Consider the following 22,785-nt stretch of genomic DNA (forward strand, 5'->3'; position numbering starts at 1 on the left):
AACATGAACATGTAAGCGGATTGCCTCCACTTTCGTTGTATCTTCATAATGCTTAAACTTTTGCCCTTTAACCGCCACAAAAATGCACCCCCTAGAATTTCATCGGAATAACCTAGGGGTTTTTCCAATGTCTATTCTAAGGGGTGCACTTCAGATAGCGCTGGATTTTTTTATAAGCGATGGTGCATAATTATTGCACACGCAAGGCATGATAGTAATTGGCTGTACATTCTTAAAAGTTGAGAGGGGCTAACAAAGATGAGTCACGAGGTTGACGGACAAGATACTAGGGAGCAAATTGTTGCCGTTCAAAAGGATGGAGACGGTGATCTTACCGCATTCAAAACGAATAGCGGCCGAGTGCTTGACTATGCAACGGCACTTCAAGAGGTACAAGCAGGTCATATTGCAGGGGTAAATGCCTTTAAAGGAAAAGATGGCGACATCTATATCCGAGGCGACGCAGATGGAGATCCAACAAACAATTTGGATCAGCTTCCAATGTTCTAAATGAAATATTAACAACATTAATAAAAAGGCGCCGCACTTCTTAGATGTGGGCGCCTTTTTTGTATTTAGTTGATCTCATAGCTTTCATGCTGCCTAACAATTCGCATATGGCCGGTTAGACCTTCATATTGCTCTATGGTGTCCCCGTAATGCATAAGCCATATTTTATTTTGAATAGATTCAGGAAGGCTTAGAAGCTCCTCCAGGCTTGCGTGAACAACAGCTGGCGCTTCAAGCTGGCAATCATGGTAAATAGTCGTTACGCCATCATCAACTAATTGCTGAAGCAGCTCTGGATCAAATCTCATGTCGGCAGAGTAGAAGAAGCTGTTGTTAAAAATAAAGGAATAGCTTGGTTTATTAGGAATATGCTTCGTTTGCAACAGCTTAACAGTCAAACCAGGATGAATCTCAAATTCGTTATTTGGCTGAATCGGATGGACCTCGAAAAAATCCTCAAGCTTGGTTAAAGGATCCTGCGTTAAACCTCCGCGAAGCGTTTGCTCCCAAAGCGGTTCAACTAACGACTCTGCTATGTATAGGACAGGCTTTCGATTATATTTAAACATCATTTGAAAGGCGTATTCTTCTAATCCACCTACATGATCCCCATGAATGTGACTGATGAGAACAGCATCCAGGTCAGAGAAGGCAAGTCCTTGTTGATGTAAAGCCTTCGGTAAAGTGATTCCGCAGTCTACGAGCAATCGGAAGCCATTCACTTCAATAATAGCGTTATTATTATCGTATTTTTTGGCAAAGGCACTGCCTGTCCCAATCATTTTTATTTTCATGAATCACACCTCCTCAGCTTTCTATATTGTTTAATGTACCAAATTTAAATTATATCTGACAAATAAAGATGCACATTCGCCCGTGTCTACATACAATGCTAAAGCGATACGTACAGTGGAGGCGAACAAGTGATGAGCAAAGGAAAAGGCAAAGTTGTAAAGAAGAAACAGCCGGTAAGCGATCGGAAACAGTATAATTATAAACTTGTACTTTCGGATACCTGTGCAGTATGTAAAACACCGTGTACAAGAGGGATGACATACCTTGCAAGAATGAAAAATCCTGGTACAGTCGGCAAAGGTGTTCCTTGCATTTTAACAAGAACGTATGGGTAATTATTATTTCCACTTTAATATTTCCCAGGCAAGCGCAGGTTTCAACAGCATTTGACAATAATGGTTAAGATGTAGTATGGGATTAAAAATGTTTCATAAATCGCGCAACTTTGCTCGGGTTGACGAGTATAACCTTTCATCCAGGCTATCGGATGGAGGGCTTACAACTATGAAAATCAGAAAAATCGTTATTCTGCTTCTGCTGCTATCTCTTTGGGGTGGATCGATGATGTTCGCAGACTCGGCTATACAGAAGGTTCGCGTTCTCATTAACGGAGATGATCAGGATGACGGTGGAATAATGACCGATGGCAAAACTTATTTGCCGCTTCGTCAATTAGCCACATCTATGCAGGCCATTGTGGAATGGGACAATCAAACGAAAAAAGCGACCGTTTATAAGCCTAACGTGCATATGTTTCTGTTCCAAAATAATGCGGTATTCGGAAACGTAGCAAAAGGCTATCAAGCGAAGTTTAAAGTGTTTGCCCAGATCGATAACTTGATGACGGATATTGTAGCCGTCAAGGTTTCCATTTTCGATCCGAATGGTAAAGAGAAAGTGATTCAAACGGAAAGTGTCAAAACCTCAAAAGATAATTTCTGGTTCGCTACAGAAGATATCTCATATAAATTCGAATCTAGCGGGAAATATCCGATTCGTTTTTACCTTAAGCTTAAGGGCTCAGATGAGTGGACTGTTGTTTCAGAAAAACTAATTTCTTCTTTGTAGTAATCAAATGGTCTACCTAAGGCGCTCCTTTTCTTCATAGGGGCGTCTTCGTTTGACCGTTGATAGAGTGTCATGTTAATATACGATAGTCTGTAAACATTATTGAAATGGGGTAATAACATGAGCGAACATCAGCATGGCGATGATTGCGGCTGTGGTGAAGACCACGAGCATGAAGAGCATGTCTTTATCGTGACTGACGACGAGGGCCAGGAACGTGAAATGGTCATGGTTTATACGTTTGAATCCGAAAGCCAAGTTTACGCTGTATTGCTGGATCGCAACGATCCAGAAGCAGACGGCGTTATCTTCCGTATTGAAGAAGAAAACGATGAGTCCTTCCTAGTTGGCATCGAAGATGATGCGGAATGGGATCGCGTAACAGCGATTTATGAAGAAATTGCTCGTACGGAAAGCGAAGAGAACTAGTTCTCTTAAGCTTTAAACGATCAAGTACTAAAAAAACGATCTGCGAGTTTCGCTTGCGGATCGTTTTTTTTATTAATCTTATTTGCGTGGATTAAAATAAATCGTTCTTCCATTAAACATTGTCAGCTCTGCCTTCAACTGCTTAGCTATATATTTGCATAGTTCATTTGCTTTCGATTTGTCTCCGTGCGTAGCTTCCTCTGGTAACACGACTTGAACGCAAGGGACGTTTTGGCCTGCTGCGCTTGCCGTTTCGCCGGGTCCAAAGATGATATGCTTATAAAGGTGGTTAATACCCTTTAAATAAAACCAACGATCATCATCCTTCGATTCGATCGTATAAGGAAATGCCGCTTCGGCATAGTCCCAATCCAATTGCGAGCCGGTAAGGCTTGTTTGCTCCCGGTAACCTATAAGCTCGTTCTTAATTTCTTGCAGCGTCAGTTTCTCCACGGATGATCCTTGCACAAATTTGATATAAGCGCTTTGACTCATCGCATCTCACCTCTGCCAACATCATAGCATGCTCGAAATAGGTTGACAATAAGTGGTATTCCGTAAAAATAATTAGAAAAAAACCGACCTCAGGATTTCTATAGGATTCCTGTAGATCGGTTTTATTATTTATTATGATATGGCTGTTTCTTCAACGATTACTTTAACGAACTCGATGCTGCGATCTTCCGGCCCCTTGACAGGCAATCCGACTTGGACATGATCCACGATATAATCGATATTTTTTTGGGTAATGACTTCGCCTGGCAGCAGAATCGGGATGCCTGGCGGGTATACATAAATGAATTCAGCAATGATTCGACCAGCTGATTCTTTGAACGGAAGAACTTCTGTCTCACCGTAAAAAGCATCACGAGGCGTTAAGGACAGCTGTGGAATATCTGGAATTTTGACCACTAATTCACGTGCTTCAGCGCCTTCATGGAAATGTTCAGACAATCCACGCAGGGCAGTTAACAATTTAGAAATGGAATCAGAGGTATCTCCAGGCGTAACTAAGCAAAGAATGTTATACATATCGCTCATTTCAATTTCCACATTATAGTTGTCGCGCAGCCAGTTCTCCGTTTCATATCCTGTGATGCCAAGGTGGCGAACATGAACGGAAACTTTAGTTGGATCGAAATCATAAGTAGCCTCATCGCCGAGAATCTCTTCTCCGAAGCAATATAGACCTGGGATTTCATTGATTTGTTTGCGTGCGGATTGAGCAAGCTCAATCGCGCGCTCAGCGATAGCATGTCCGTTCAAAGCAAGGTTGCGTCTAGACGTATCAAGCGAGCCTAACAAAATATACGAAGTCGACGTTGTGGTAAGCATGCTGATAACGGTTTGAATACGATGCGGGTTAACTCTTCCTTTGCGCACATTAAGAACCGAGCTTTGCGTCATAGAACCGCCGAGCTTATGAACACTTGTCGCAGCCATATCTGCGCCTGCTTGCATCGCTGACATTGGCAGCTTCTCATGGAAATGAATGAGTACGCCATGTGCTTCATCCACGAGCACAGGGATATCAAAGCTATGAACGAGATCAACGATCTCCTTAAGATTGGCGCAAATACCGAAATAGGTAGGGTTGATGACAAGCACGGCCTTTGCATCCGGATGGCGCTCAAGCGCTTTACGGACGGAGCGGGTCGTTATGCCATGATCAATACCTAGCGTATTGTCACGGGCTGGCGAGATGAAAACTGGTCTGGCACCTGCAAAAATAATAGCAGCCATAATGGATTTGTGAACATTACGAGGCACGATGATTTTGTCCCCCGGGGCACATACGGTCAAAATCATCGTCATAATTGCGCCGCTTGTTCCTTGTACAGAGAAATAAGTATAGTCTGCTCCGAAAGCGTCAGCAGCTAGCTTCTGCGCTTCCTCAATAACGCCGGTTGGCTGATGCAGGTCATCAAGCGGTGCTATATTGATTAAATCGATCGACAACGCGTTATCGCCGATAAATTCGCGAAATTCGGAATCGCTGCCTAATCCCTTTTTATGTCCGGGAATATGAAACTGAACGGGATCCTGCTCCGCATGCTTACGAAGCGCGGTGAAGAGCGGGGTTTTATTGTGATCCATCGCTTTCATCCCTGCCTTTCTTTAAAGTTTACAAACAAAGTTGAGTATAGCAAATACAGGGGGGAATGCAAGCTTCATTTTTGAGATAGGAGCATCATTTTCAATTTGTTCTTCAATTGTTCATACATGTGTGATAAATGGATATGGTAACATAGGTTGGTGGAGGGGTTGTATTATGAAAGATAAACGAATGCTAATTGTAATGGCTACTTTAATGACAACATTTATAGGGTTCGGCATTATCATCCCGGTTATGCCAGAAATTATTCAAGCCGCAGATCCGAGCAAAGCGGAGCTCCATACAGGTTGGATGCTTGCTGTTTATTCTGCAGTTTCCTTTTTCTTATCACCATTTTGGGGAAGCTTGTCAGACCGTATCGGCAGACGGCCGATTATTTTAATAGGTATTCTTGGCTTTGCCGCAAGTTTCTTGTTATTTGGTTTATCGTCAGGAAACTTAACGCTCATGTACCTCTCAAGGGTGCTGGGAGGCTTGTTCTCGGGGGCGGTTGCTTCCGTTATTGTAGCGTATGTCGCTGATATTACATCGCCTGAGGAAAGAACGAAGGGGATGGGACTCGTTGGGATGTCCATCGGTCTAGGCTTTACGATAGGGCCTGGCGTTGGCGGTTTGTTAAGCGTGATCTCACTGGAAACGCCATTTTATGCAGCATCAGCGTTAGCACTGTTAACGTTCATCTTGGCTGCATCAAAGCTCAAGGAATCACTAACACCTGAGCAGCGGAGCAGCCAATCAGAGAAGCGTGTATCACGCTGGGCTGCATTTACAGGACCGCTTAAATATTTGTATGTGTTAGCCTTTTTTGTAACATTCACTCTCGCTGGAATGGAAGCGACCCTGCAGTTTTTTGGCATGCGGCGTTTTGATGTGACTCCATTTCAGGTCGGAATCTTATTTTTTGTTTGCGGCTTTGTGGGAGCACTCGTTCAAGGCGGAGTTGTGCGACGGAGAATTAAGACAGGCGAGGAGCCGAAATATATTGCGATCGGACTTGTCATCTCGGCACTTGGTTTTTTTATGCTTCTAGGTGCACATTCCCTATGGTGGGCTACGTTGTCACTTGCTGTATTCGGAATCGGCAATGCCTTAATTAGGCCATGTGTCACCTCGCTCATCACTCAGAAGACGACTGTTGGCAAAGGGGTAGCATCCGGTCTAAGCTCTTCGATGGACAGTTTGGGGCGTATTGCCGGCCCGCTGCTCGGTTCATTTTTCTTCACGATAGAAATGGGACTGCCATACTTGCTCGGCGGCATACTATGTTTAGCTGCACTGCTGCTATTGTTTCGTTTCCGTCAAATGGATAAAACTAGCGCCTCGGAAACAGAAGTTAACGCTGCAAAATAAAATGAAAACAAGCCGGTTCCTCATCTTGCGATGGGTGACCGGCTTGTTTTCTTTTGGAGCTTAAGGGGCTAGCCCTTTTATAATAAAAGTAATAGTCGCCTCTTTCTCTAACTCATCATCCCAGTGAATGCCATCAGTTTTTCCGATGAACGTACGGCTAAGGACATAACCGATTAAGGATGAGGCGATTAATCGAATGACAGTAAGGGGTGCCCAATTAACGATTACGCCTTGCTGCYGAAATTGCGTAATACTAATACTGAATTTTTGTACCACTTTTGAGAGGATGAGCTTCTGGAATTGGTCCAGCAGTTCGGGATGAAAAGGAATCTCTTGAACAAAAATTTTCAACACCTGAACATGACGCTCAACAAATGCAATGCGATTTTCTATAATTGCGCGCAGCATAAGATCTAATGTGTCAAAGCGGCTCTCGAGAACCTTATAGAAATCGCGAAGTACAAAAGGAGCGATTAACTTTGCCATAACAGGCGCAACAATCGAGAAAAGCAAATCTTTTTTGGTTTTATAATGACGAAAAATAGTTCCTTCTGCCACACCGGCTCGCTGGGCGATTTCACTTGTAGAAGAGGCGGCAAAGCCCTTCTCAGCAAAGATTTCGGAGGCAGCCTGCACGATTTTCAATTGTTTTTCCGTCATTTTTTCTTCTTCGTTATCTAGTTGCAATAGCTTTTGCAGCCATTGATCCACTGGTTCTGACATGCAAGACACTCCTTCGCGTTAACCCATTCCTTTGATTATACCAGTTGTTCTATTGTCTACATACGGCGGTGCTTCTTTAGAGCCAGCACATTCAATACTGCAAACAATAAGGAAAATCCCGCCAACACATATACATTTACCTGAAAATCATTCCAGCTCTCGCCGCGTATCATTATTCCCTGCATAGCATCAGCGCCATAGTAAAGAGGCATTAGGTAACTTAGCTTTTGCAGCCAGGGGTTCATGGCATCAAGGTTAAACAACCCGGAGAAGAAGGCTTGCGGCACGATGACAATAGGAATGAACTGTATGATCTGAAATTCACTGCTTGCAAAAGAAGACAACAGTGTTCCGAGTGTTAACGCTGTTAATGATAGTAATAAATTAATGACCAGCATATATAAAATGCTGCCCTCCATGTACATCCCAAGAACTTGAACGGAATACCAGGCGATCAAGCAGGCTTGAATCAGGGTGAAAATACCGAAACCGGCTAAATAACCGACTACGATTTCGCTTCGCCTAATTGGCGTTGCTAATAAGCGCTCCAAAGTACCGCTCGTTCGCTCGCGCAGGAAGGAGACACCTGCAAGTAAGAAAACAAAGAAAAACGAGAAGAAGCCTATTAAGACAGGCCCAAAGGAGTCGAATGGAGCCATGTCAGGACCGCCGTGCAAGTATGATATAGCTGGGGCGGCTTTATTTAAGCCTTGTTGCATCACGCTTTGAATAAGCAATATTACCGCTCGATTGATGGAGGGATCGCTGCCCTCAAGCGTTAGTTTAGGCATGCCGCCGCTCGCTTCCAATATCGCGTCGAGTTTGCCGTCTTGTAAAGCAGCTTGAGCAGCAGCACTTTCATCATAAAGTGTGATTTCAGCATCAAGCTGCTCAAACTTTTCTGTTAAAGCTGCAGGCACATTAACCATTCCGATTGCTGGAGAGACAGCTTGCCCATCAAAAACTAATTTCATTAAAGTTAAGATGAGTAGGGGAGCAAGAAATAACAAGGCAAGCGTTCGTTTATCACGCAAAAATTGATTAATAATTCGAATGGCGAGCGCACGTATTCTCATTGTTCAGCTCCTTTGCTTTGACCAAGCGCAATGAACGCCTCTTTGAGTGTGGCGCTGCCTGCTTGCTGCTTAAGTGCTTCAGGCGTATCGATGGCTGTAAGTTTACCGCTTCGTATGAGCCCTAACCGATCACATTTCTCGGCCTCGTCCATGACATGGGTTGTTATAATAATGGTCACGCCTTGTTTGCTCAGTGCGGATAGCTCTTTCCAAATCGATTGGCGTAAAACAGGATCAATGCCAACGGTTGGTTCATCGAGTACGAGAAGCTCAGGCTCATGCAATAGCGCAATTGCGAGCGAAAGACGGCGTTTCATACCGCCAGAATAAGCAATCGTTTGCTTATGAAGATGATCGGTTAGCGCAACAAGCTTGGAGACCGTTTGAATCCGATCTTGCAGTATGGCTCCCTTTAATCCAAACATAGCCCCAAAAAACGCTAAGTTTTGCTTGCCAGTCAGTTCACTATACAAAGCGTCTGATTGAGCCATATATCCAAAGGCTTGCAGCATTTTCAATTGCGGCATGGGCTCGCCAAGCATTCGGACCGTTCCGGCATTTGCCCTGTCTATTCCAGTCATGACCTTGATCAACGTTGTTTTCCCCGAGCCCGATGGGCCTAATAAACCAAATAGTTCACCTCGCGGAATAGAAAGTGTAATGCCATCAAGAACGGTACGATCCCCAAATGAACGGTTAATGTCTTGCAGTTCTACGGCGAAGGTTGTTTCAGCTAATAGTGCTGGACTGTTAGTCATCATCGATCACACTCCACTTTCTCAAATGAGTATTCACTCCACCCAATTATATACAGAGAATGCCTAAAATAAAAGTGAGTACTTACTCATTTTTATTCCAGGCTGTCCACATCCTCAGTCTCTGGTCGTAGATGAATCAAGACTAAAGCCGAGAACCAATAACCTTCTCTGGACGTTTTTGGTAATCATACTTTCCCTCTATGATTAGAAAAGACAAAAAAAAGAAATCCGTAATCGGAGAAGGAGTCGGAAACAAATGAGTAAATTGACGGAATGGTCGTTCCGAAATAAGGCGGCTATTATACTGATCGTCATTATGGCTTTAGTGATGGGGGTAATCAGCTATTTGAGGCTGCCGATGGAGTTTCTGCCTGCTGCAGATAATCCACAGGTCATGGTCACGGCAATAGGGCCGGGGAATGACGCGAAGACGATGGAGCAGATGGTCACAAATCCTTTGGAAGAAGCTGTAACGCTCGTTAAAGGAAAAACGGATATGTTCTCTACATCAGGTGATGGTTATGCTCAAATCAGCTTGAATTTCAATTCGAAGACGAATATGAAGGAAGCGAAGACGGAAGTCGAGCAATTGGTCGCTCAGGTACAGCTTCCGGCAAATGTAATGAAGCCTTTCGTCTTGCAATTGAATACTTCAATGATTCCAATCTCATGGGTGACGTTGACCTTTGATGAAGGATTATCTGAGCAGCAAAAAGACGCAAAGCTGAAAGAAGTAACGGCGGAGCTTAAAAAGACCGAGGGTGCGGGCGAAGTTAGCATTAGCGGCAAATCGTCGCCATCGGTTCATGTCGTACCAGATACGGAGAAGCTTGCACAGGCAGGAATTTCGGTACAAGCGTTAATGGGCGTGCTTCAAGGCAGGGGAGCGTCAGTTTCACTCGGGGAACGCACGTTGGATGGCGCAGATGGCAATATTAACGTGTACGATCAAGTATCTGATGTGGAAACACTGCGCAAGCTTCCTGTTGAAGCAGGTGTGAAGCTTGGGGATGTTGCAGCGGTTGAGCTCGCCAAAGACCAAGAAAGCATAAGCCGTATGAACGGCAAAGATGCGATTATGTTCACGGTCTCTAAATCTGCAGATGCGAATGCTGTGAATGTAGGCAAAGCAATTAAAGAAACGATTGATCGTTTAAATGCAGATGTGGAAGGAATCGATGCTTCCATCATTTTGAGCACATCTGATTCGGTCGTATCTTCTGTTAATAGTATGCTGCGTGAGGTTTTACTTGGCGCATTGTTCGCAACCATTGTCATTTTATTGTTCATGCGCAACTTTAAAGCAACGCTCGTGACGATTGTTTCGATTCCGTTGTCGCTTGGCATAACGCTGTATCTGCTCCAGCTCTCTGGAGTATCACTTAACATTATTACACTTGGAGGCGTAGCCGTCGCGGTTGGAAGGCTGGTCGATGATAGTATCGTCGTTATTGAAAATATTTATAGAAGGCTGCAGAAGGAGTCCTTCTCTATTAAGCTAATTACGGATGCAACGAAGGAAGTGGCTTCGGCCATTACCTCGTCAACGCTCGTTACAGTTGCAGTATTTTTGCCAATGGGCCTTCTGCGTGGTTCATTGCAAGCATTTCTTCTGCCATTCGCGCTGACAGTCGCTTACTCATTGCTCGCTTCTCTACTTGTAGCGCTGACAGTTGTACCTCTTTTAAGTGCAATATTGCTTCGCGGCACAAAGGAGAAGGAGCATGCTGGTTCTCCAAAATTCGCTTCCTTCATTCGTTGGAATCTTGCTCATAAATTAGTGCCGTTAATCATTGCGGTATTGCTGTTTGCAGGATCGATTGGCGCTTACATGTTCATGCCAAAAGGAGCGCTTGATTCCTCGAGCGCAGGGAATTTAAATGTAGCACTGCAATATCCGAGCGATACGCCGGCGGATCAAGTACTCGAAGCAGGGAAGAAATTCGAATCCTATCTAACTGCAAATACAGATATTGAATGGGTCATGATGATGCTTGGCAATAGTGCAGATGCGGCTAAGTATGGCTCGGTGACTTCGCCAACGCTCATTACTTATATGGTAGATTTGAAGGAAGGCGTTGACGCAGAGCTCTTGATGGATAATATCAAGACTCAGAAGGATAATTATAAGGACGCAACCTTGACGGTTGATGCGGCCGATCTAATTATGGGCGGCGGATCATCGCAAATTTACATCGATGTCTCTGGTGAAAACTTGGAGCAGCTCTCTACAACCGCAGACCAGTTGATCGCAGCGATTAAACCTATCGACGGTGTTCTCAAGGTTGAGAGCAATCAAGAGGAGAAAAAGTCGGTTTATTCCTTCCATGTTGATCCTACCCTTGCCAAAGGCCAAGAGGTAGCCATGCAGCTGCAAAGCATGCTTAATCCATTGCCGATAGGTTCGATCCAGCAAGAAGGCAGTGAAATTCCGGTTATTATGCTGCCTGTTGTAAACCCAGATTCAAAGGCAGAACTAGAGAAATTAACCGTAATGACAGAGTCTGGTCCAACACCGATGTCGAAGGTAGCGGAGTTGCTTCGTACCGAAGAGCCATCCTTGTACTATCATAAAGAAGGCAAAACGTATATCCGTGTCACAGCGAGCGCCGAACCAAAAGAACTATCGGTCGTCGGCGATGAAATATCAAAAGCAACAAAGGATCTCAAGCTTCCTGATGGCGTCAGCCTTGCAGTAGGTGGAGCGTCGGCTGACCAATCGAGCGACTTTGCAGATTTGGGCTTAACAGCGCTTATCTCCATCGGTATTGTTTATCTGATTATGGTGTTGACGTTCAAGACGCTTCGTGCTCCGCTGGCGATTATGATCTCCTTGCCGCTTGCAGCAATCGGTGCAGTAACAGGCTTGCTAGTATCAGGCGTAACGCCAGATTTCACAGCCATGTTCGGAGCGCTGATGCTAATCGGAATTGTCGTCACGAATGCTATCGTATTAATTGATCGTGTGAAGCAAAATGAGCTGACGATGCCGATTCGTGAAGCGTTGATTGAAGCGGCTACGACACGGATGCGTCCAATCGTAATGACTGCGGTGGCGACAGTGTCCGCGATGCTGCCACTCGTATTCGGTTCGCATGAATCGGGCAGCATCGTCTCCCAAAGTTTAGCGATCGTCGTTATTGGCGGACTAGTTGCGGCTACGCTGCTCACGTTAATTATCGTTCCTTGTGTCTATGAGCTGTTATTTTTCCGTACTTCACGCAAGCAACGTCGCAATATGGCTTCCTCCGCACATGCGGAAGCGGCTGCATCACAGCAAGTGTAACTAAACGATAAAAGGCTGTACTTTTAGGTCGGAATGGACCTAAAGGTACTGCCTTTTTTTTGAATAGATATTAAATCCATTCTTATACATTAGCCATATGATATAACGGCATTAGCGTTTTATAAGTGGAGGAAGTAAGCTCAAGCAGTGCATCGCCGTCTTTGAGAATCGGATCGCTCGCTTGCACATGACGGCCGATAAGCAGTTCAGCTTTCTGAACATCACGGAAACGAACGAGCGCATCGTTCCAATCTTGTTTTGACATCGTACTGACAGCGGTGGACTCTTTTTTCATATGATCAAGTGAAAGTACAAAATCCTTAGGTACATTTGCAATGACCTCATCAATTTGGTTCAGAAAGGCCGTTGCGATATTGGATTTATGCGGAACCTCGTAAATGAGAGCAAACCACATAAATAGATGATCATCAAACAATCCAAGCTGAAAATGCGGATGTGCCTTGTAGCCGCGTTTGCTAGCGCAAATGGCGAGCCAAGTATCCTTTGGTGGATTCACTTTACGACGTGCATGCCTTGCAACATGCAAGTACATTTCATTACCGGCGTGAACAGCTGCATCGACGCTGAGCTGCTCGCCGATCGCTCGGAATTTCGGCTGAATCTGATTTTGAATAGCAGCCATACGCTCCTCAAGCCCTTGAAGCGCAAAAACATCGAAATCGGCTTGTGTAAAGCCAACAAGCGGGGTAGAAGTAATCTTTGTTGTCATTAAATTAATCTCCTTCAATCAAACAATTATTGGTGCAATAATTTCAAATAAAAAATGGCGATTTGCGTTCGGTCTCGAAGCTCGAGTTTATTAAGTATTTCAGTAATATAATTTTTAATTGTTCCTTCGCTTAAGAAAAGTGTAGCGGCAATTTCCTTATTGGATTGACCGTCCGCAATCAGACGAACAATTTGTACCTCAGCTTGCGTGAGGCCGGAAATCATTAATGATTTGGCTGAATCGGCTCGTGGCGTCTCCAGCATCCCAGCCAATTTACGCGCGATGTCGGGATGGATCAGCACGGAACCTTCATGAACAGTTTTTATGCCGCTTATAATACGGCTTGGCGGTACATTTTTGAGCAAATAGCCGTTGGCTCCGTTTCGGATGGCTTGCGCGATGTACTCGTCATCATCAAATGTCGTCAAAATAAGCACGGCAGGTGGGGGATCAAGTGCGCGAAGCAGCTTCGTTCCTTCTACACCATCGCAGAGCGGCATCCGAATATCCATTAGCACGACATCGACGGGGTGTTGGCGGACAAATTGTTCGGCCTCCAGACCGTTTGCACAAACGCCAGCGACATGCAATTCGTTATCCAATCCTAAAATAACGTTCATGCTCTCTCGAATAAAAGGATCATCATCCACTATCAGCACTTCAATCATTTGCTCAAATCTCTCCATTTCTAAAAAGAGCAGAATCGTCGTTAACCGCCAAGCAGCGGAAGTGTTGTCGTTATTGAGAACTGATCGGCCTTCTGCCAGTCCATTTGGCCCCCAATTAAGGCAATCCGCTCTCGCATCCCCTTCATGCCAAGACCAGCTTCGATAGGCTCGTCGGGCAAGCTGCCGTTATTGGATACGGTCAGCGCTACGTACGCAGTTAAAAAATTTAAAGTAACCGCAACAGACGTCGCTTTTCCATGCCGAACAGCATTCGTAATCGCTTCTTGGGCATTTTTGAATAAGATGAGCTCGATGCTCGGGTAAAGCGGTCTGGGATGGCCCGTTACACAGAAGCTTACGGATATGCCTAATGCCGAAGCGGATTCTTCAACAAGACGGTCGAGGGCATATTGCCTAACGTCCTTTTCCGCATCTGAGGCAAGTCTTCGTACCGTTCTGCGCATAAGCTCCATGCTGTCCTGCAGCTGATCACGCATTTGCTCAACCGTGCTGCGAGCTCTTGCGGTATCTGCATCGAATAAATGCAAAGCCGCTTCGGACATCATTTTGACGCGAATGAGACGGTGCCCCAAATCATCATGAATATCTTTGGCAATGCGGTTTCGCTCTTCGATCTGTGCTTGATACTCAACCTGCAAAGCGTAATCCTGCATTCTGCGTCTGGCTGAGTCAAGCTCTGCATGGCTGGCAGCCAGTGCTCCGTATAAATCTTCTATTTGATGATGTTTGTCCTCAAACTCGTTGGAAGCATAGAGGACGACTGCTGTAGTTATCCATAGTACCGCTACAGCAAAAATGATTTCGGGTTCTCTGCCATACATACCTGTCAATAAAGCAGCTAAGCCAGCGATGGTCCAAGCTGTGCTGACCATGCGAGTCGGCCTTTGTTGAAATGAGGCAATAAGGGTGGAGAAAAGCAATAGAAACAGAACTCCACCGTACGAATAGGAAAACCATGAAAAAGCGATTAACTCCAGCACCAGCAATAAAATTCGATATTTAGGATACATGGAGCCAGCTTTCGTTAGGAGCAGAGCAAGGAGTACAGAGGCGGTGTAATGAGCATATAAACCTGCTTCGACATGCACGATACTAATAATAGAAGGAATCGCTACTAACAAGGAACGAATTTGATTCAATTGTTTCTTCATATCCGAGCAGCTCCTGCAGCTGAATTTGATTTATTATAGCACATTGTGTAATGAGCGAACGAGACTGAAACCGCTTTTCATCCAACCTTCATGCGGATAGAAGCCATTATACAAAGAGATGACTTTAGTCACCCTCATAAGATGACTTTTTAGACCTGTTTCATTGCCTTTCATGACGTACAATTGGTTTATCAGAAACGAACTGAAAGGATGAATAAATATGAATCTAGTTACATTTCGCGAGGTTGTCAAAAAATACGACACAACGATAACGGTTAATCATCTTAGCTTCAATATTGATCAGGGTGAAATTTTTGGTTTACTTGGTCCAAATGGAGCGGGAAAAAGTACAACGATTCATATGTTGGCTGGTTTGCTGAAGCCAAGCGGCGGAGATATTTTGGTCGAAGGTTTTTCAATTCGCAAGCATCCGCTTGAAGTAAAGAAACGAATTGGTTTAGTGCCGCAGGAGCTGGCTATTTATGAGACGTTGACCGCTCGCGAAAATGTTACTTTTTTTGCAAAGCTTTACGGTCTCAGAGGTTCGCTGCTTAGCGATCGTGTTGATGAGGCGCTGCAATTCGTAGGGTTGCTGGACAAAGCGAAGGATAAACCTAGCACATTCTCAGGTGGAATGAAGCGGAGACTGAACATTGCTTGCGCCATCATGCACCGTCCAAAGCTGATCATTATGGATGAGCCAACGGTTGGAATCGACCCTCAGTCACGCAACCATATCTTGGAGTCCGTAAGGGAATTAAATAAGTTAGGCTCTACTGTCATTTACACCAGCCATTACATGGAGGAAGTAGAAGCGATTTGCACGAGAATCGGCATTCTCGATGAAGGCAAGCTTATTGCATACGGGACGAAGGATGAATTAAAACGTCAGGTTGGCCAGGAAGAGAAGCTGATTTTTGTCATTGATAAAAAATCGGCGCCGGCAATGACAGAGATGGCTGAGCATCCAGGCGTGCTTCAGCTTGCAGAACGAGATAATAGCTTGACGCTTGAAGTGACGGTGAAGGAATCTCTGTCTATATTACAGGATTTATTGTTTATCCTTCAGAAGCATGGCATTAATATTCGCAAGCTGACGCGGGAAGAGCCGAACCTTGAATCGCTATTCCTGCAAATGACCGGACGCACATTACGTGACGAATAGGAGATGATGGTGATGCCAGCATGGTGGACAGCTGCTTATTATGAGCTTATAAAATATACACGGATGCGTTCCGTTCTTATTATTTTGATCGGTTTGCCCTTATTGTTGATTTTGCTGCTTGGCAGCGCATTTGACACAGAAATAAAGCCGGCTAAAATTGCCCTATATAATGCGGATCAGGGGGAAATGCGAGCTAGCATTGATGCTTTCTGGAGCAATGAAGCAATAAAACCATATGTGAAGGTTCTAGATGCAAAGTCAGAGAAGGAGTTAAAGGACTGGATACGCGAGGGTATTGCTGATTATGGCGTATCGATTCCGAAAAACTTCTCCAGTGAGCTAAGCGCAGGGGAAACGGCGAATTGGTCAACGTTTGAAGGGCGCTATGAAGAAAAAAATATTGCTGCTTCTGCTTTTATCAATAAATATATGGCTGCTGTAAATTTGCAAGCCGCAGCTTTGCAAATCCTTGGACCAGAGCTAAGTGCGGGTGCTGCTCAAAGTCAAGCGCCAGCAGGACAATCACACATTGAGACGAAAAATTTGAGCTCAGGAGATAATCAAGCCTTTGGCAAAGAATCAGCGATGCAATACTATTCTGTGGCCTACTTAATTATGTTTTTGCTCTATGGCGGCATGACGGCGACGATCGCGCTGCTCAATCAGAGGGAAGCGGGAACTTTGCAGCGTATGTACGCAATTCCAGGCTCATTTAGAGCCATTGTGTTTGGCATTATTTTAGGAGGAGTCATGCTTGCAGCGCTGCAAGCGGCAGTAATTATCGCATTTACATCATTTGTATATGGCGTTGATTGGGGAAATAACTTTGGAGCTATTGCGCTGACTTGTCTGCTTACGACTGCTGCTGGGGCTGCACTTGCTATTACGATCTCATCCTTCGTACGATCCAAAAAAACGACACAAACGCTGTTCAGCATCATTGTATTCAGCATGACCTTTATTAGCGGCGGAATGATTACAGGCATTGAGAAGATGGTAGGAGGTCTCGATAAGTGGACGCTCAATCATTGGGCTAATGAAACGCTTCGTGCCATCATGAACGGTGAAGCTTCAGCAATGATTTGGAATGCAATCGGTATTCTTGGAGCAATCGCTTTAGGCATAACAATAATCGCAGTCATTAGACTGCCAAAGGTGGTGAGAAAGCATGCCTAGTTTGCAAATTGCTGCACATCTCGTACGACGCACAATGGGTTCCCGTCGCGGATTGATTATGAATGTTCTTGTCCCAGCGATCATTTTATCTATAATGGCAGGATTGTTCGCTAGTACGAATAGAGATAAGGCTATTATTATCGTGAATAATGCTGACTCAGGAATATTAGGCGAATATTTGGCATCATCATTACAGAAAGAGCCATTGTATGAGATCCATTCGGAGCCGGCGATGAATGAACAGCAGTTAAAGGATCATGTAATAGAGGGCAAAGCGGATGCTGCCATCTATATTCCTGCGGATTTCTCAGCAAAAATGATGGAGGGAGATTCGTCGACAGCTCAGCTTTACCGAATGAATACGCAGCTTTGGAACGCTTCGCTTGAAGCTACACTTCAGACAGAAGCTCAGAAGCTGTTTTCCTCTGCCGCTCTTGTAAGAGGGACTGACCCTGAATCTCCAGTGGATTTATCTAAGCTGACCGCTTTGCTGGAAGCGCAAGCCTCACCTAAAGCTGTCCTTGCTAATACGGAAATGGAGCTTGGCAAAATTGTATCCAATCCAACAATGATCGGTCTCATCCTTATGTTTGTTATGCTGCTTGTCAGCCAGTCTATCGGTTTCATTATGGAAGATCGAGAGCAGCGCACGATGGCAAGGATGTACACAGCGCCGCTTCGCTCGCTTGATATTGCTTTTGGAAATTTTTTGGGCAGCATGCTTGTGGGCACGATTCAGCTTGTCATTGTTCTAAGCTTAACTTATTTCGTATTTGACTATTCACCTGGTATTTCGTTCGGATGGATGCTGCTCGTATTGGAATTCTTCTTGCTTGCGATTGTTGGCCTTGCTTCGGCGGTAGCGGGTCTAGTGCGCAATAGCACGCAGCTGTCTCAAATCAACAACATTATCATCGCTCCGTCCTGCATGATCAGCGGTTGTTTCTTTCCTCTTTCCATGCTTCCTGATTTTATGCAAAAGCTTGCTAATTTCTTTCCGCAAAAATGGGCGCTTACAGCAATTGATCGTTTAGGCGGCGGGGGCAGCTTTAGTGACATCTTGCTTCCGCTTCTTATCCTGCTTTTATTCGCTGCTGTGCTGATTGCCTTTGGTTCTGCAGTACTCAGGCCAAATCGCACAAGCTAAAATACTAAGCAGCAAGCGCCCTGAAAATTGGCTTGACTTCATCATCGTTGTATTGTAAATTTGTCAAAAGTTAATGACATCGCAACAGCGTCGACCAAGACTATGTTAATCAGCAAACGTTTCTATCAGAGAGGAAGCCCGAAGGCTGGAAGGCTTCTAAGAACGATTGATTAATCCCTATCTTGCGAGCTGCAGCAGGAAGCGTATACTTCTTCCGCTGCCGGAATATTCATTCCGTTATCTATTGAGAGTCGTCCAGATCATTTGGCGGCTATTTGAGGGTGGTACCACGAACGCATTCGTCCCTTACGAATGCGTTTTTTTGTTTTTATGGCTTAAATCTAATCATCGGAGGGTTATCTATTATGAGACAAAGTAAGCTTTTAATGCCTACCTTGCGCGAGGCGCCGTCAGAAGCGGAAGCAGCCAGCCATCAATTAATGCTGCGTGCAGGTCTTATTAGACAGCTTGCCGCAGGTATTTATACGTATTTGCCGCTAGGCAGGCGAGTGCTCAGAAAACTCGAGCAAATCGTAAGAGAAGAAATGGATCAAGCCGGAGCTCAAGAGGTATTAATGCCCGCTATGCAGCCGGCAGAGCTGTGGCAGCAATCGGGTCGATATGATGTGTATGGACCTGAACTTATGCGGCTGCGTGACCGACATGATCGCGAGTTTACGCTTGGACCAACGCATGAAGAAGTGATTACAGCTCTGGTGCGCAGCGAGGTAAGCTCTTATCGACAGCTGCCAATGACATTGTATCAGATTCAAACTAAATTTCGCGACGAGAAGCGTCCACGTTATGGCTTGCTCCGCGGCAGAGAGTTTTTAATGAAAGATGCTTATTCCTTTGATGAGGATTGGGATGGGCTTCATCGCAGCTATACGAGCATGTACGAGGCTTATAATCGCATCTTCACACGCTGTGGCCTAAATTACCGTCCGGTTGAAGCTGATGCAGGTTCAATTGGCGGAGAAGGCGGAACACATGAATTTATGGCGTTGGCTGATATTGGTGAAGACACGATTGCTGTGTGCAATTCATGCGACTATGCGGCGAATTTGGAAAAAGCTGAATACAAGCTGTCGGAACAACCAACGGATACACAGCAGAATAATGATGCTGCGTTAGTGCGACATCATACACCGGAGATCAAGAAGATTGACCAGCTTGTGGAGGCTTTTGGCCTTGGAGCAGATACTTTTATGAAAACACTGATTTATGTTGCTGACGGTGCTCCGGTTGCTGTTGTTGTTCGGGGAGACCATGAGGTAAATGAAATAAAAGTGAAAAATGCGCTTGCTGTAGCACATCTGGAGCTTGCGGATCAAGCTACGACAGAGCGGGTAACTGGCGCACCTACCGGCTTTGCCGGGCCGATCGGCTTGCAAATTCCCGTTTATGCTGACCATGCTGTCCTTGCGATGAAATCAGGAGTAGCAGGAGCGAATGAGCAGGATTATCATATCGGAAATGTTATCCCAAGCATTCATTTGACGGATGTGCAGGCAGGTGATTATCGAAATGCAGCAATAGGAGACGGGTGCCCGCGTTGCGAGACAGGCAGCTTGGTATTTTACCGCGGCATTGAGGTTGGCCATGTGTTCAAGCTGGGAACAAAATATAGTGAAGCGCTAAATGCAAAGTTTTTAAATGCGTCGGGCTCAGAACAGCCGTTAATAATGGGCTGTTACGGTATCGGAGTTTCACGTTTGCTTTCTGCGGTACTTGAACAGCACTCCGATAGCAATGGCATCATTTGGCCTAAATCGATAGCACCCTATCACGTTCATGTGGTTCCTGTATCAGCGAAGGATCAGGTTCAAATGGATTTGGCCGCGCATATTGCAGCAAGATTACTTGAGGCTGGGGTAGAGACGCTGCTCGATGATCGTGACGAGCGCCCAGGCGTCAAATTCAAGGATTCCGATCTTATCGGCATACCACTGCGCATTGTAGTAGGGAAACATGCTGCTGATGGAATCGTAGAGCTTAAGCAAAGGAACGAATTAGAAGCGCAAAAGCTAGAATTAGAAGAAGCTATCGCTTTTGCTTTGCGCAACTAAAGTTGAAAACATATGCATGAAATGGGTTTGAAAAATCCATGGAGGCCTATGGAATATAAGATCAAAAGGGTGCGAGACCRCTTCATATGAAGACGCTCGCGCCCTTTTTTTAGATAAGTCGGCTATAAGCGTAAAATTAGTCAATAATCCAAGTTGCCATAACATAAGATGGAGTATAAGATAAAAGTAAGAACAAATTATCAGAACATTTCGTCAACTATTCTGAGGTAAGGGAGGGATTGCCGTGAACAAAAGCCATGAAGTCGAATATTGCAATTTGGAGCTGCGATTTGACCGGCGGCAAATCCAAAATCTCATCCGCGATCTTATTCAGGAAGGGTACTCCTTGTACTGGAGTGAGACGGAGGGGCAGTTTCTTGTATCCATTCGAACTGGCCGCAAGCTCGTTAAGCTTCAGTTCCAGCGAATGAAGAACCGTTACAAAATTGTCGGGGACTACATTATTAAAGATGAGAAGCTGTCAGAATTAATTGAAAAGCTGATTAATGACACACGTGGACATGCGATTGTGAAGCGCATTAAAGATCGTCAAATCGTCATTGAGAGTATTATGTTCGGTGAGATTATACGACTCGTGGAGGTGTCCGGTATGGAACATCGGATTATTTATCAGAAGAAGCCTTTCGTTACAATAGAAGAAATGATTAGAGCATTTCAATCAAAGCGTGCTGAGGAAAGAGCGGTTGTACTGCGTTATGAGCTGGATTATGAGCTATCGATGCTGTTTGACGCGCTAGAGAGCAAGGATGAGGAAGCGGTTACTGAGTCTAAAGAGCGGCTGAATACTCTTCGCTCGGAAATGTTGCAATTGGAACTCTGATGATAGATGCTAGCCCCCATTTGAAAACATAAAAACGATCAAAAGCTGCCTTCTAACAGCATTTGATCGTTTTTATGTTGTTCATTTACCATTAAAAAAGACTCCATTTATTATAAAAATGTCTAAGCTTTTCGGTATATATAAGATAAACTTTTTAGTTCTCTCAATATAATTGATGCGACTATTGCGACATTTTTCCTTGCAGACAGTTTTCTTCTTGCCGCAAAAAGAGTAAAATGAAACTATTGTGACCCAAAATAGATGATGAAGGATGGAAGAACCAGATGTCAAAACAGCAAATTGGTGTAATTGGATTAGCCGTAATGGGTAAAAACCTTGCCCTTAACATTGAAAGCAGAGGCTTCACGGTATCGGTGTTCAACCGTTCCCGCGAGAAGACTGATGATCTTGTTCAAGAAGCAGTTGGAAAAAATCTTGTTCCTACTTATACAATCGAGGAATTTGTTCAATCATTGGAAGTTCCCCGCAAAATTTTGATTATGGTACAAGCAGGTGCAGGAACAGACGCAACGATTGATTCGCTCGTTCCACATTTGGCTGAAGGCGATATCATCATCGATGGCGGCAACGCTTATTTCCCTGATACTGTTCGTCGCAGCAAAGATCTTGAAGCTAAAGGCTTCCGTTTTATCGGAACTGGCGTTTCTGGCGGCGAAGAGGGAGCGCTAAAAGGACCTTCTATCATGCCGGGTGGACAAAAATCCGCTTACGAGCTGGTTGAGCCCATTCTTACTGCTATTTCAGCTAAAGTTGGAGACGATGCTTGCTGCACATATATCGGACCAGATGGCGCCGGTCATTATGTGAAAATGGTACATAACGGAATCGAATACGGCGATATGCAGCTGATTTGCGAAGCTTATGATCTGCTTAAAAACGTACTTGATGTTAGTGCTGAAGAGCTGCACGAAATTTTCTCCGAATGGAATAAAGGCGAGCTTGACAGCTACCTAATCGAAATTACTAGAGATATCTTCTCCAAATACGATCCTGAGACAGGCAAGCCAATGGTAGATGTTATCTTGGATTCCGCTGGTCAAAAAGGTACTGGAAAATGGACAAGCCAAAGCTCGCTAGATCTTGGCGTACCGCTTTCTATCATTACAGAATCCGTATTTACTCGTTTCTTGTCAGCTATGAAGGAAGAGCGCGTTGCGGCAAGCAAAGTACTTAACGGACCTGCAAAAACACCTTTCCAAGGTGACAGAGCAGCATTTATCGAATCTGTTCGCAAAGCATTGTTCGCAAGTAAAATTTGCTCGTACGCTCAAGGATTTGCTCAAATGCGTGCAGCTTCTGAAGAATTTAACTGGGATCTTAACTACGGCGAAATCGCTATGATCTTCCGCGGCGGCTGCATTATCCGTGCTCGCTTCCTGCAAAACATCAAAGACGCTTACGACCGTGATCCTAACCTGCGCAACCTTTTGCTTGATTCTTATTTCCAAAACATCGTTGAGTCGTACCAAGGGGCTTGGCGTGAAGTGATCTCCGCTGCAGTTTCGAACGGAGTGCCGGTTCCTGCATTCTCAAGTGCAATTGCTTACTTCGACAGCTACCGTACGGAGCGTTTGCCTGCAAACCTGCTTCAAGCGCAGCGTGACTACTTCGGTGCTCACACGTTCAAACGTGTGGACAAAGAAGGAAGCTTCCACTTTAACTGGATGCAATCTTAATTAGATCAG

General features: G+C 44.8%; 20 protein-coding genes. 11 read left to right on the forward strand and 9 right to left on the reverse strand.

The annotated features are described in order from the left end of the window. The first annotated feature begins 258 nt into the window (after nt 1-258). Nucleotides 259-510, forward strand: coding sequence for a DUF3892 domain-containing protein (locus AB4Z50_RS32655; RefSeq protein WP_441885984.1), 252 nt, complete (start codon nt 259-261; stop codon nt 508-510). Nucleotides 511-575: 65 nt separating this feature from the next. Here AB4Z50_RS32655 and AB4Z50_RS32660 read toward each other — a convergent pair whose 3' ends face one another. After that, nucleotides 576-1,304, reverse strand: coding sequence for an MBL fold metallo-hydrolase (locus AB4Z50_RS32660; protein ID WP_441885987.1), 729 nt, complete (start codon nt 1,302-1,304; stop codon nt 576-578). 505 nt (nt 1,305-1,809) lie between these two features. Here AB4Z50_RS32660 and AB4Z50_RS32665 point away from each other — a divergent pair. Beyond that, entirely contained in the window at nt 1,810-2,373 is a 564-nt protein-coding gene (locus AB4Z50_RS32665) for a stalk domain-containing protein (RefSeq protein ID WP_076268206.1), read from the forward strand. Between the two features lie 120 nt (nt 2,374-2,493). Beyond that, complete coding sequence (locus AB4Z50_RS32670) at nt 2,494-2,802, forward strand: DUF1292 domain-containing protein (protein ID WP_076268207.1); 309 nt, start codon at nt 2,494-2,496, stop codon at nt 2,800-2,802. A gap of 78 nt (nt 2,803-2,880) precedes the next feature. On the opposite strand, the gene AB4Z50_RS32675 is transcribed toward AB4Z50_RS32670, so the two are convergent. Together AB4Z50_RS32675 and AB4Z50_RS32680 are read right to left on the reverse strand one after the other, a co-directional pair. Next, entirely contained in the window at nt 2,881-3,297 is a 417-nt protein-coding gene (locus AB4Z50_RS32675) for a DUF1885 family protein (protein WP_076268208.1), read from the reverse strand. Between the two features lie 132 nt (nt 3,298-3,429). Further along, on the reverse strand, nt 3,430-4,899 hold the full coding sequence (locus AB4Z50_RS32680) for an aminotransferase class I/II-fold pyridoxal phosphate-dependent enzyme (protein ID WP_441885992.1): 1,470 nt from the start codon (nt 4,897-4,899) through the stop codon (nt 3,430-3,432). Nucleotides 4,900-5,074: 175 nt separating this feature from the next. Between AB4Z50_RS32680 and AB4Z50_RS32685 the strand changes: the two genes are divergently transcribed. After that, complete coding sequence (locus AB4Z50_RS32685) at nt 5,075-6,268, forward strand: MFS transporter (protein WP_339208775.1); 1,194 nt, start codon at nt 5,075-5,077, stop codon at nt 6,266-6,268. 60 nt (nt 6,269-6,328) lie between these two features. On the opposite strand, the gene AB4Z50_RS32690 is transcribed toward AB4Z50_RS32685, so the two are convergent. The 3 genes from AB4Z50_RS32690 to AB4Z50_RS32700 are packed head-to-tail and all read right to left on the reverse strand — an operon-like array spanning nt 6,329 to nt 8,828. Continuing rightward, on the reverse strand, nt 6,329-6,991 hold the full coding sequence (locus tag AB4Z50_RS32690; RefSeq protein WP_441885995.1) for a TetR/AcrR family transcriptional regulator: 663 nt from the start codon (nt 6,989-6,991) through the stop codon (nt 6,329-6,331). Between the two features lie 56 nt (nt 6,992-7,047). Beyond that, nucleotides 7,048-8,067, reverse strand: a complete 1,020-nt coding sequence (locus tag AB4Z50_RS32695) for an ABC transporter permease (protein WP_441885998.1) — start codon at nt 8,065-8,067, stop codon at nt 7,048-7,050. Then, complete coding sequence (locus AB4Z50_RS32700; RefSeq protein ID WP_441886001.1) at nt 8,064-8,828, reverse strand: ABC transporter ATP-binding protein; 765 nt, start codon at nt 8,826-8,828, stop codon at nt 8,064-8,066. Before AB4Z50_RS32700 ends, AB4Z50_RS32695 begins: the two co-directional genes overlap by 4 nt. A 253-nt stretch (nt 8,829-9,081) precedes the next feature. Between AB4Z50_RS32700 and AB4Z50_RS32705 the strand changes: the two genes are divergently transcribed. Beyond that, a complete protein-coding gene (locus AB4Z50_RS32705; protein ID WP_441886004.1) occupies nt 9,082-12,111 on the forward strand; it encodes an efflux RND transporter permease subunit in 3,030 nt (1,009 codons plus the stop codon). Between the two features lie 82 nt (nt 12,112-12,193). Here the strand turns inward: AB4Z50_RS32705 and AB4Z50_RS32710 are convergent, their stop codons facing one another. The 3 genes from AB4Z50_RS32710 to AB4Z50_RS32720 are packed head-to-tail and all read right to left on the reverse strand — an operon-like array spanning nt 12,194 to nt 14,681. After that, nucleotides 12,194-12,841: a DUF1054 domain-containing protein gene (locus AB4Z50_RS32710; RefSeq protein ID WP_441886007.1), complete on the reverse strand. Its 648-nt coding sequence runs from the start codon at nt 12,839-12,841 to the stop codon at nt 12,194-12,196. A gap of 26 nt (nt 12,842-12,867) precedes the next feature. Beyond that, a complete protein-coding gene (locus tag AB4Z50_RS32715; protein WP_441886063.1) occupies nt 12,868-13,509 on the reverse strand; it encodes a response regulator transcription factor in 642 nt (213 codons plus the stop codon). A 41-nt stretch (nt 13,510-13,550) separates the two neighbouring features. Next, nucleotides 13,551-14,681, reverse strand: a complete 1,131-nt coding sequence (locus AB4Z50_RS32720; RefSeq protein ID WP_441886010.1) for a sensor histidine kinase — start codon at nt 14,679-14,681, stop codon at nt 13,551-13,553. A gap of 220 nt (nt 14,682-14,901) precedes the next feature. Here AB4Z50_RS32720 and AB4Z50_RS32725 point away from each other — a divergent pair, with 220 nt between their 5' ends. The 6 genes from AB4Z50_RS32725 (at nt 14,902) to gndA (ending at nt 22,776) form a co-directional block, all read left to right on the forward strand. Continuing rightward, nucleotides 14,902-15,846 (forward strand): ATP-binding cassette domain-containing protein, encoded by a 945-nt coding sequence (locus AB4Z50_RS32725; protein WP_441886013.1) that lies wholly within the window; start codon nt 14,902-14,904, stop codon nt 15,844-15,846. Nucleotides 15,847-15,858: 12 nt separating this feature from the next. Continuing rightward, entirely contained in the window at nt 15,859-17,022 is a 1,164-nt protein-coding gene (locus AB4Z50_RS32730) for an ABC transporter permease (RefSeq protein WP_441886016.1), read from the forward strand. Further along, nucleotides 17,015-18,169 carry an ABC transporter permease gene (locus AB4Z50_RS32735; protein ID WP_441886019.1) on the forward strand — a complete coding sequence of 385 codons (1,155 nt, stop codon included), beginning with the start codon at nt 17,015-17,017 and terminating at the stop codon, nt 18,167-18,169. Before AB4Z50_RS32730 ends, AB4Z50_RS32735 begins: the two co-directional genes overlap by 8 nt. Before the next feature lie 365 nt (nt 18,170-18,534). After that, nucleotides 18,535-20,238 (forward strand): proline--tRNA ligase, encoded by a 1,704-nt coding sequence (locus AB4Z50_RS32740; RefSeq protein WP_441886022.1) that lies wholly within the window; start codon nt 18,535-18,537, stop codon nt 20,236-20,238. A 244-nt stretch (nt 20,239-20,482) separates the two neighbouring features. Continuing rightward, nucleotides 20,483-21,079, forward strand: coding sequence for a hypothetical protein (locus AB4Z50_RS32745; RefSeq protein WP_076268222.1), 597 nt, complete (start codon nt 20,483-20,485; stop codon nt 21,077-21,079). A gap of 284 nt (nt 21,080-21,363) precedes the next feature. Next, the gene (gene gndA, locus AB4Z50_RS32750) at nt 21,364-22,776 is read left to right on the forward strand and encodes an NADP-dependent phosphogluconate dehydrogenase (protein WP_430060898.1); all 1,413 of its coding nucleotides are present in this window, start codon (nt 21,364-21,366) and stop codon (nt 22,774-22,776) included. Nucleotides 22,777-22,785 lie beyond the last annotated feature (9 nt).

This window comes from Paenibacillus sp. 2TAB26 (assembly GCF_052115145.1).
Classification (GTDB): Bacteria; Bacillota; Bacilli; order Paenibacillales; family Paenibacillaceae; genus Pristimantibacillus.

Excerpts from the sequence above, each read along its gene's own strand:
- AB4Z50_RS32665 (WP_076268206.1), top strand. The coding sequence starts at position 1,810 with ATGAAAATCAGAAAAATCGTTATTCTGCTTCTGCTGCTATCTCTTTGG.
- AB4Z50_RS32660 (WP_441885987.1), bottom strand. The coding sequence starts at position 1,304 with ATGAAAATAAAAATGATTGGGACAGGCAGTGCCTTTGCCAAAAAATAC.
- gndA (WP_430060898.1), top strand. The coding sequence starts at position 21,364 with ATGTCAAAACAGCAAATTGGTGTAATTGGATTAGCCGTAATGGGTAAA.
- AB4Z50_RS32655 (WP_441885984.1), top strand. The coding sequence starts at position 259 with ATGAGTCACGAGGTTGACGGACAAGATACTAGGGAGCAAATTGTTGCC.
- AB4Z50_RS32685 (WP_339208775.1), top strand. The coding sequence starts at position 5,075 with ATGAAAGATAAACGAATGCTAATTGTAATGGCTACTTTAATGACAACA.
- AB4Z50_RS32730 (WP_441886016.1), top strand. The coding sequence starts at position 15,859 with ATGCCAGCATGGTGGACAGCTGCTTATTATGAGCTTATAAAATATACA.
- AB4Z50_RS32710 (WP_441886007.1), bottom strand. The coding sequence starts at position 12,841 with ATGACAACAAAGATTACTTCTACCCCGCTTGTTGGCTTTACACAAGCC.
- AB4Z50_RS32735 (WP_441886019.1), top strand. The coding sequence starts at position 17,015 with ATGCCTAGTTTGCAAATTGCTGCACATCTCGTACGACGCACAATGGGT.
- AB4Z50_RS32725 (WP_441886013.1), top strand. The coding sequence starts at position 14,902 with ATGAATCTAGTTACATTTCGCGAGGTTGTCAAAAAATACGACACAACG.
- AB4Z50_RS32705 (WP_441886004.1), top strand. The coding sequence starts at position 9,082 with ATGAGTAAATTGACGGAATGGTCGTTCCGAAATAAGGCGGCTATTATA.
- AB4Z50_RS32695 (WP_441885998.1), bottom strand. The coding sequence starts at position 8,067 with ATGAGAATACGTGCGCTCGCCATTCGAATTATTAATCAATTTTTGCGT.
- AB4Z50_RS32675 (WP_076268208.1), bottom strand. The coding sequence starts at position 3,297 with ATGAGTCAAAGCGCTTATATCAAATTTGTGCAAGGATCATCCGTGGAG.
- AB4Z50_RS32700 (WP_441886001.1), bottom strand. The coding sequence starts at position 8,828 with ATGATGACTAACAGTCCAGCACTATTAGCTGAAACAACCTTCGCCGTA.
- AB4Z50_RS32720 (WP_441886010.1), bottom strand. The coding sequence starts at position 14,681 with ATGAAGAAACAATTGAATCAAATTCGTTCCTTGTTAGTAGCGATTCCT.
- AB4Z50_RS32715 (WP_441886063.1), bottom strand. The coding sequence starts at position 13,509 with ATGATTGAAGTGCTGATAGTGGATGATGATCCTTTTATTCGAGAGAGC.
- AB4Z50_RS32680 (WP_441885992.1), bottom strand. The coding sequence starts at position 4,899 with ATGGATCACAATAAAACCCCGCTCTTCACCGCGCTTCGTAAGCATGCG.
- AB4Z50_RS32740 (WP_441886022.1), top strand. The coding sequence starts at position 18,535 with ATGAGACAAAGTAAGCTTTTAATGCCTACCTTGCGCGAGGCGCCGTCA.
- AB4Z50_RS32670 (WP_076268207.1), top strand. The coding sequence starts at position 2,494 with ATGAGCGAACATCAGCATGGCGATGATTGCGGCTGTGGTGAAGACCAC.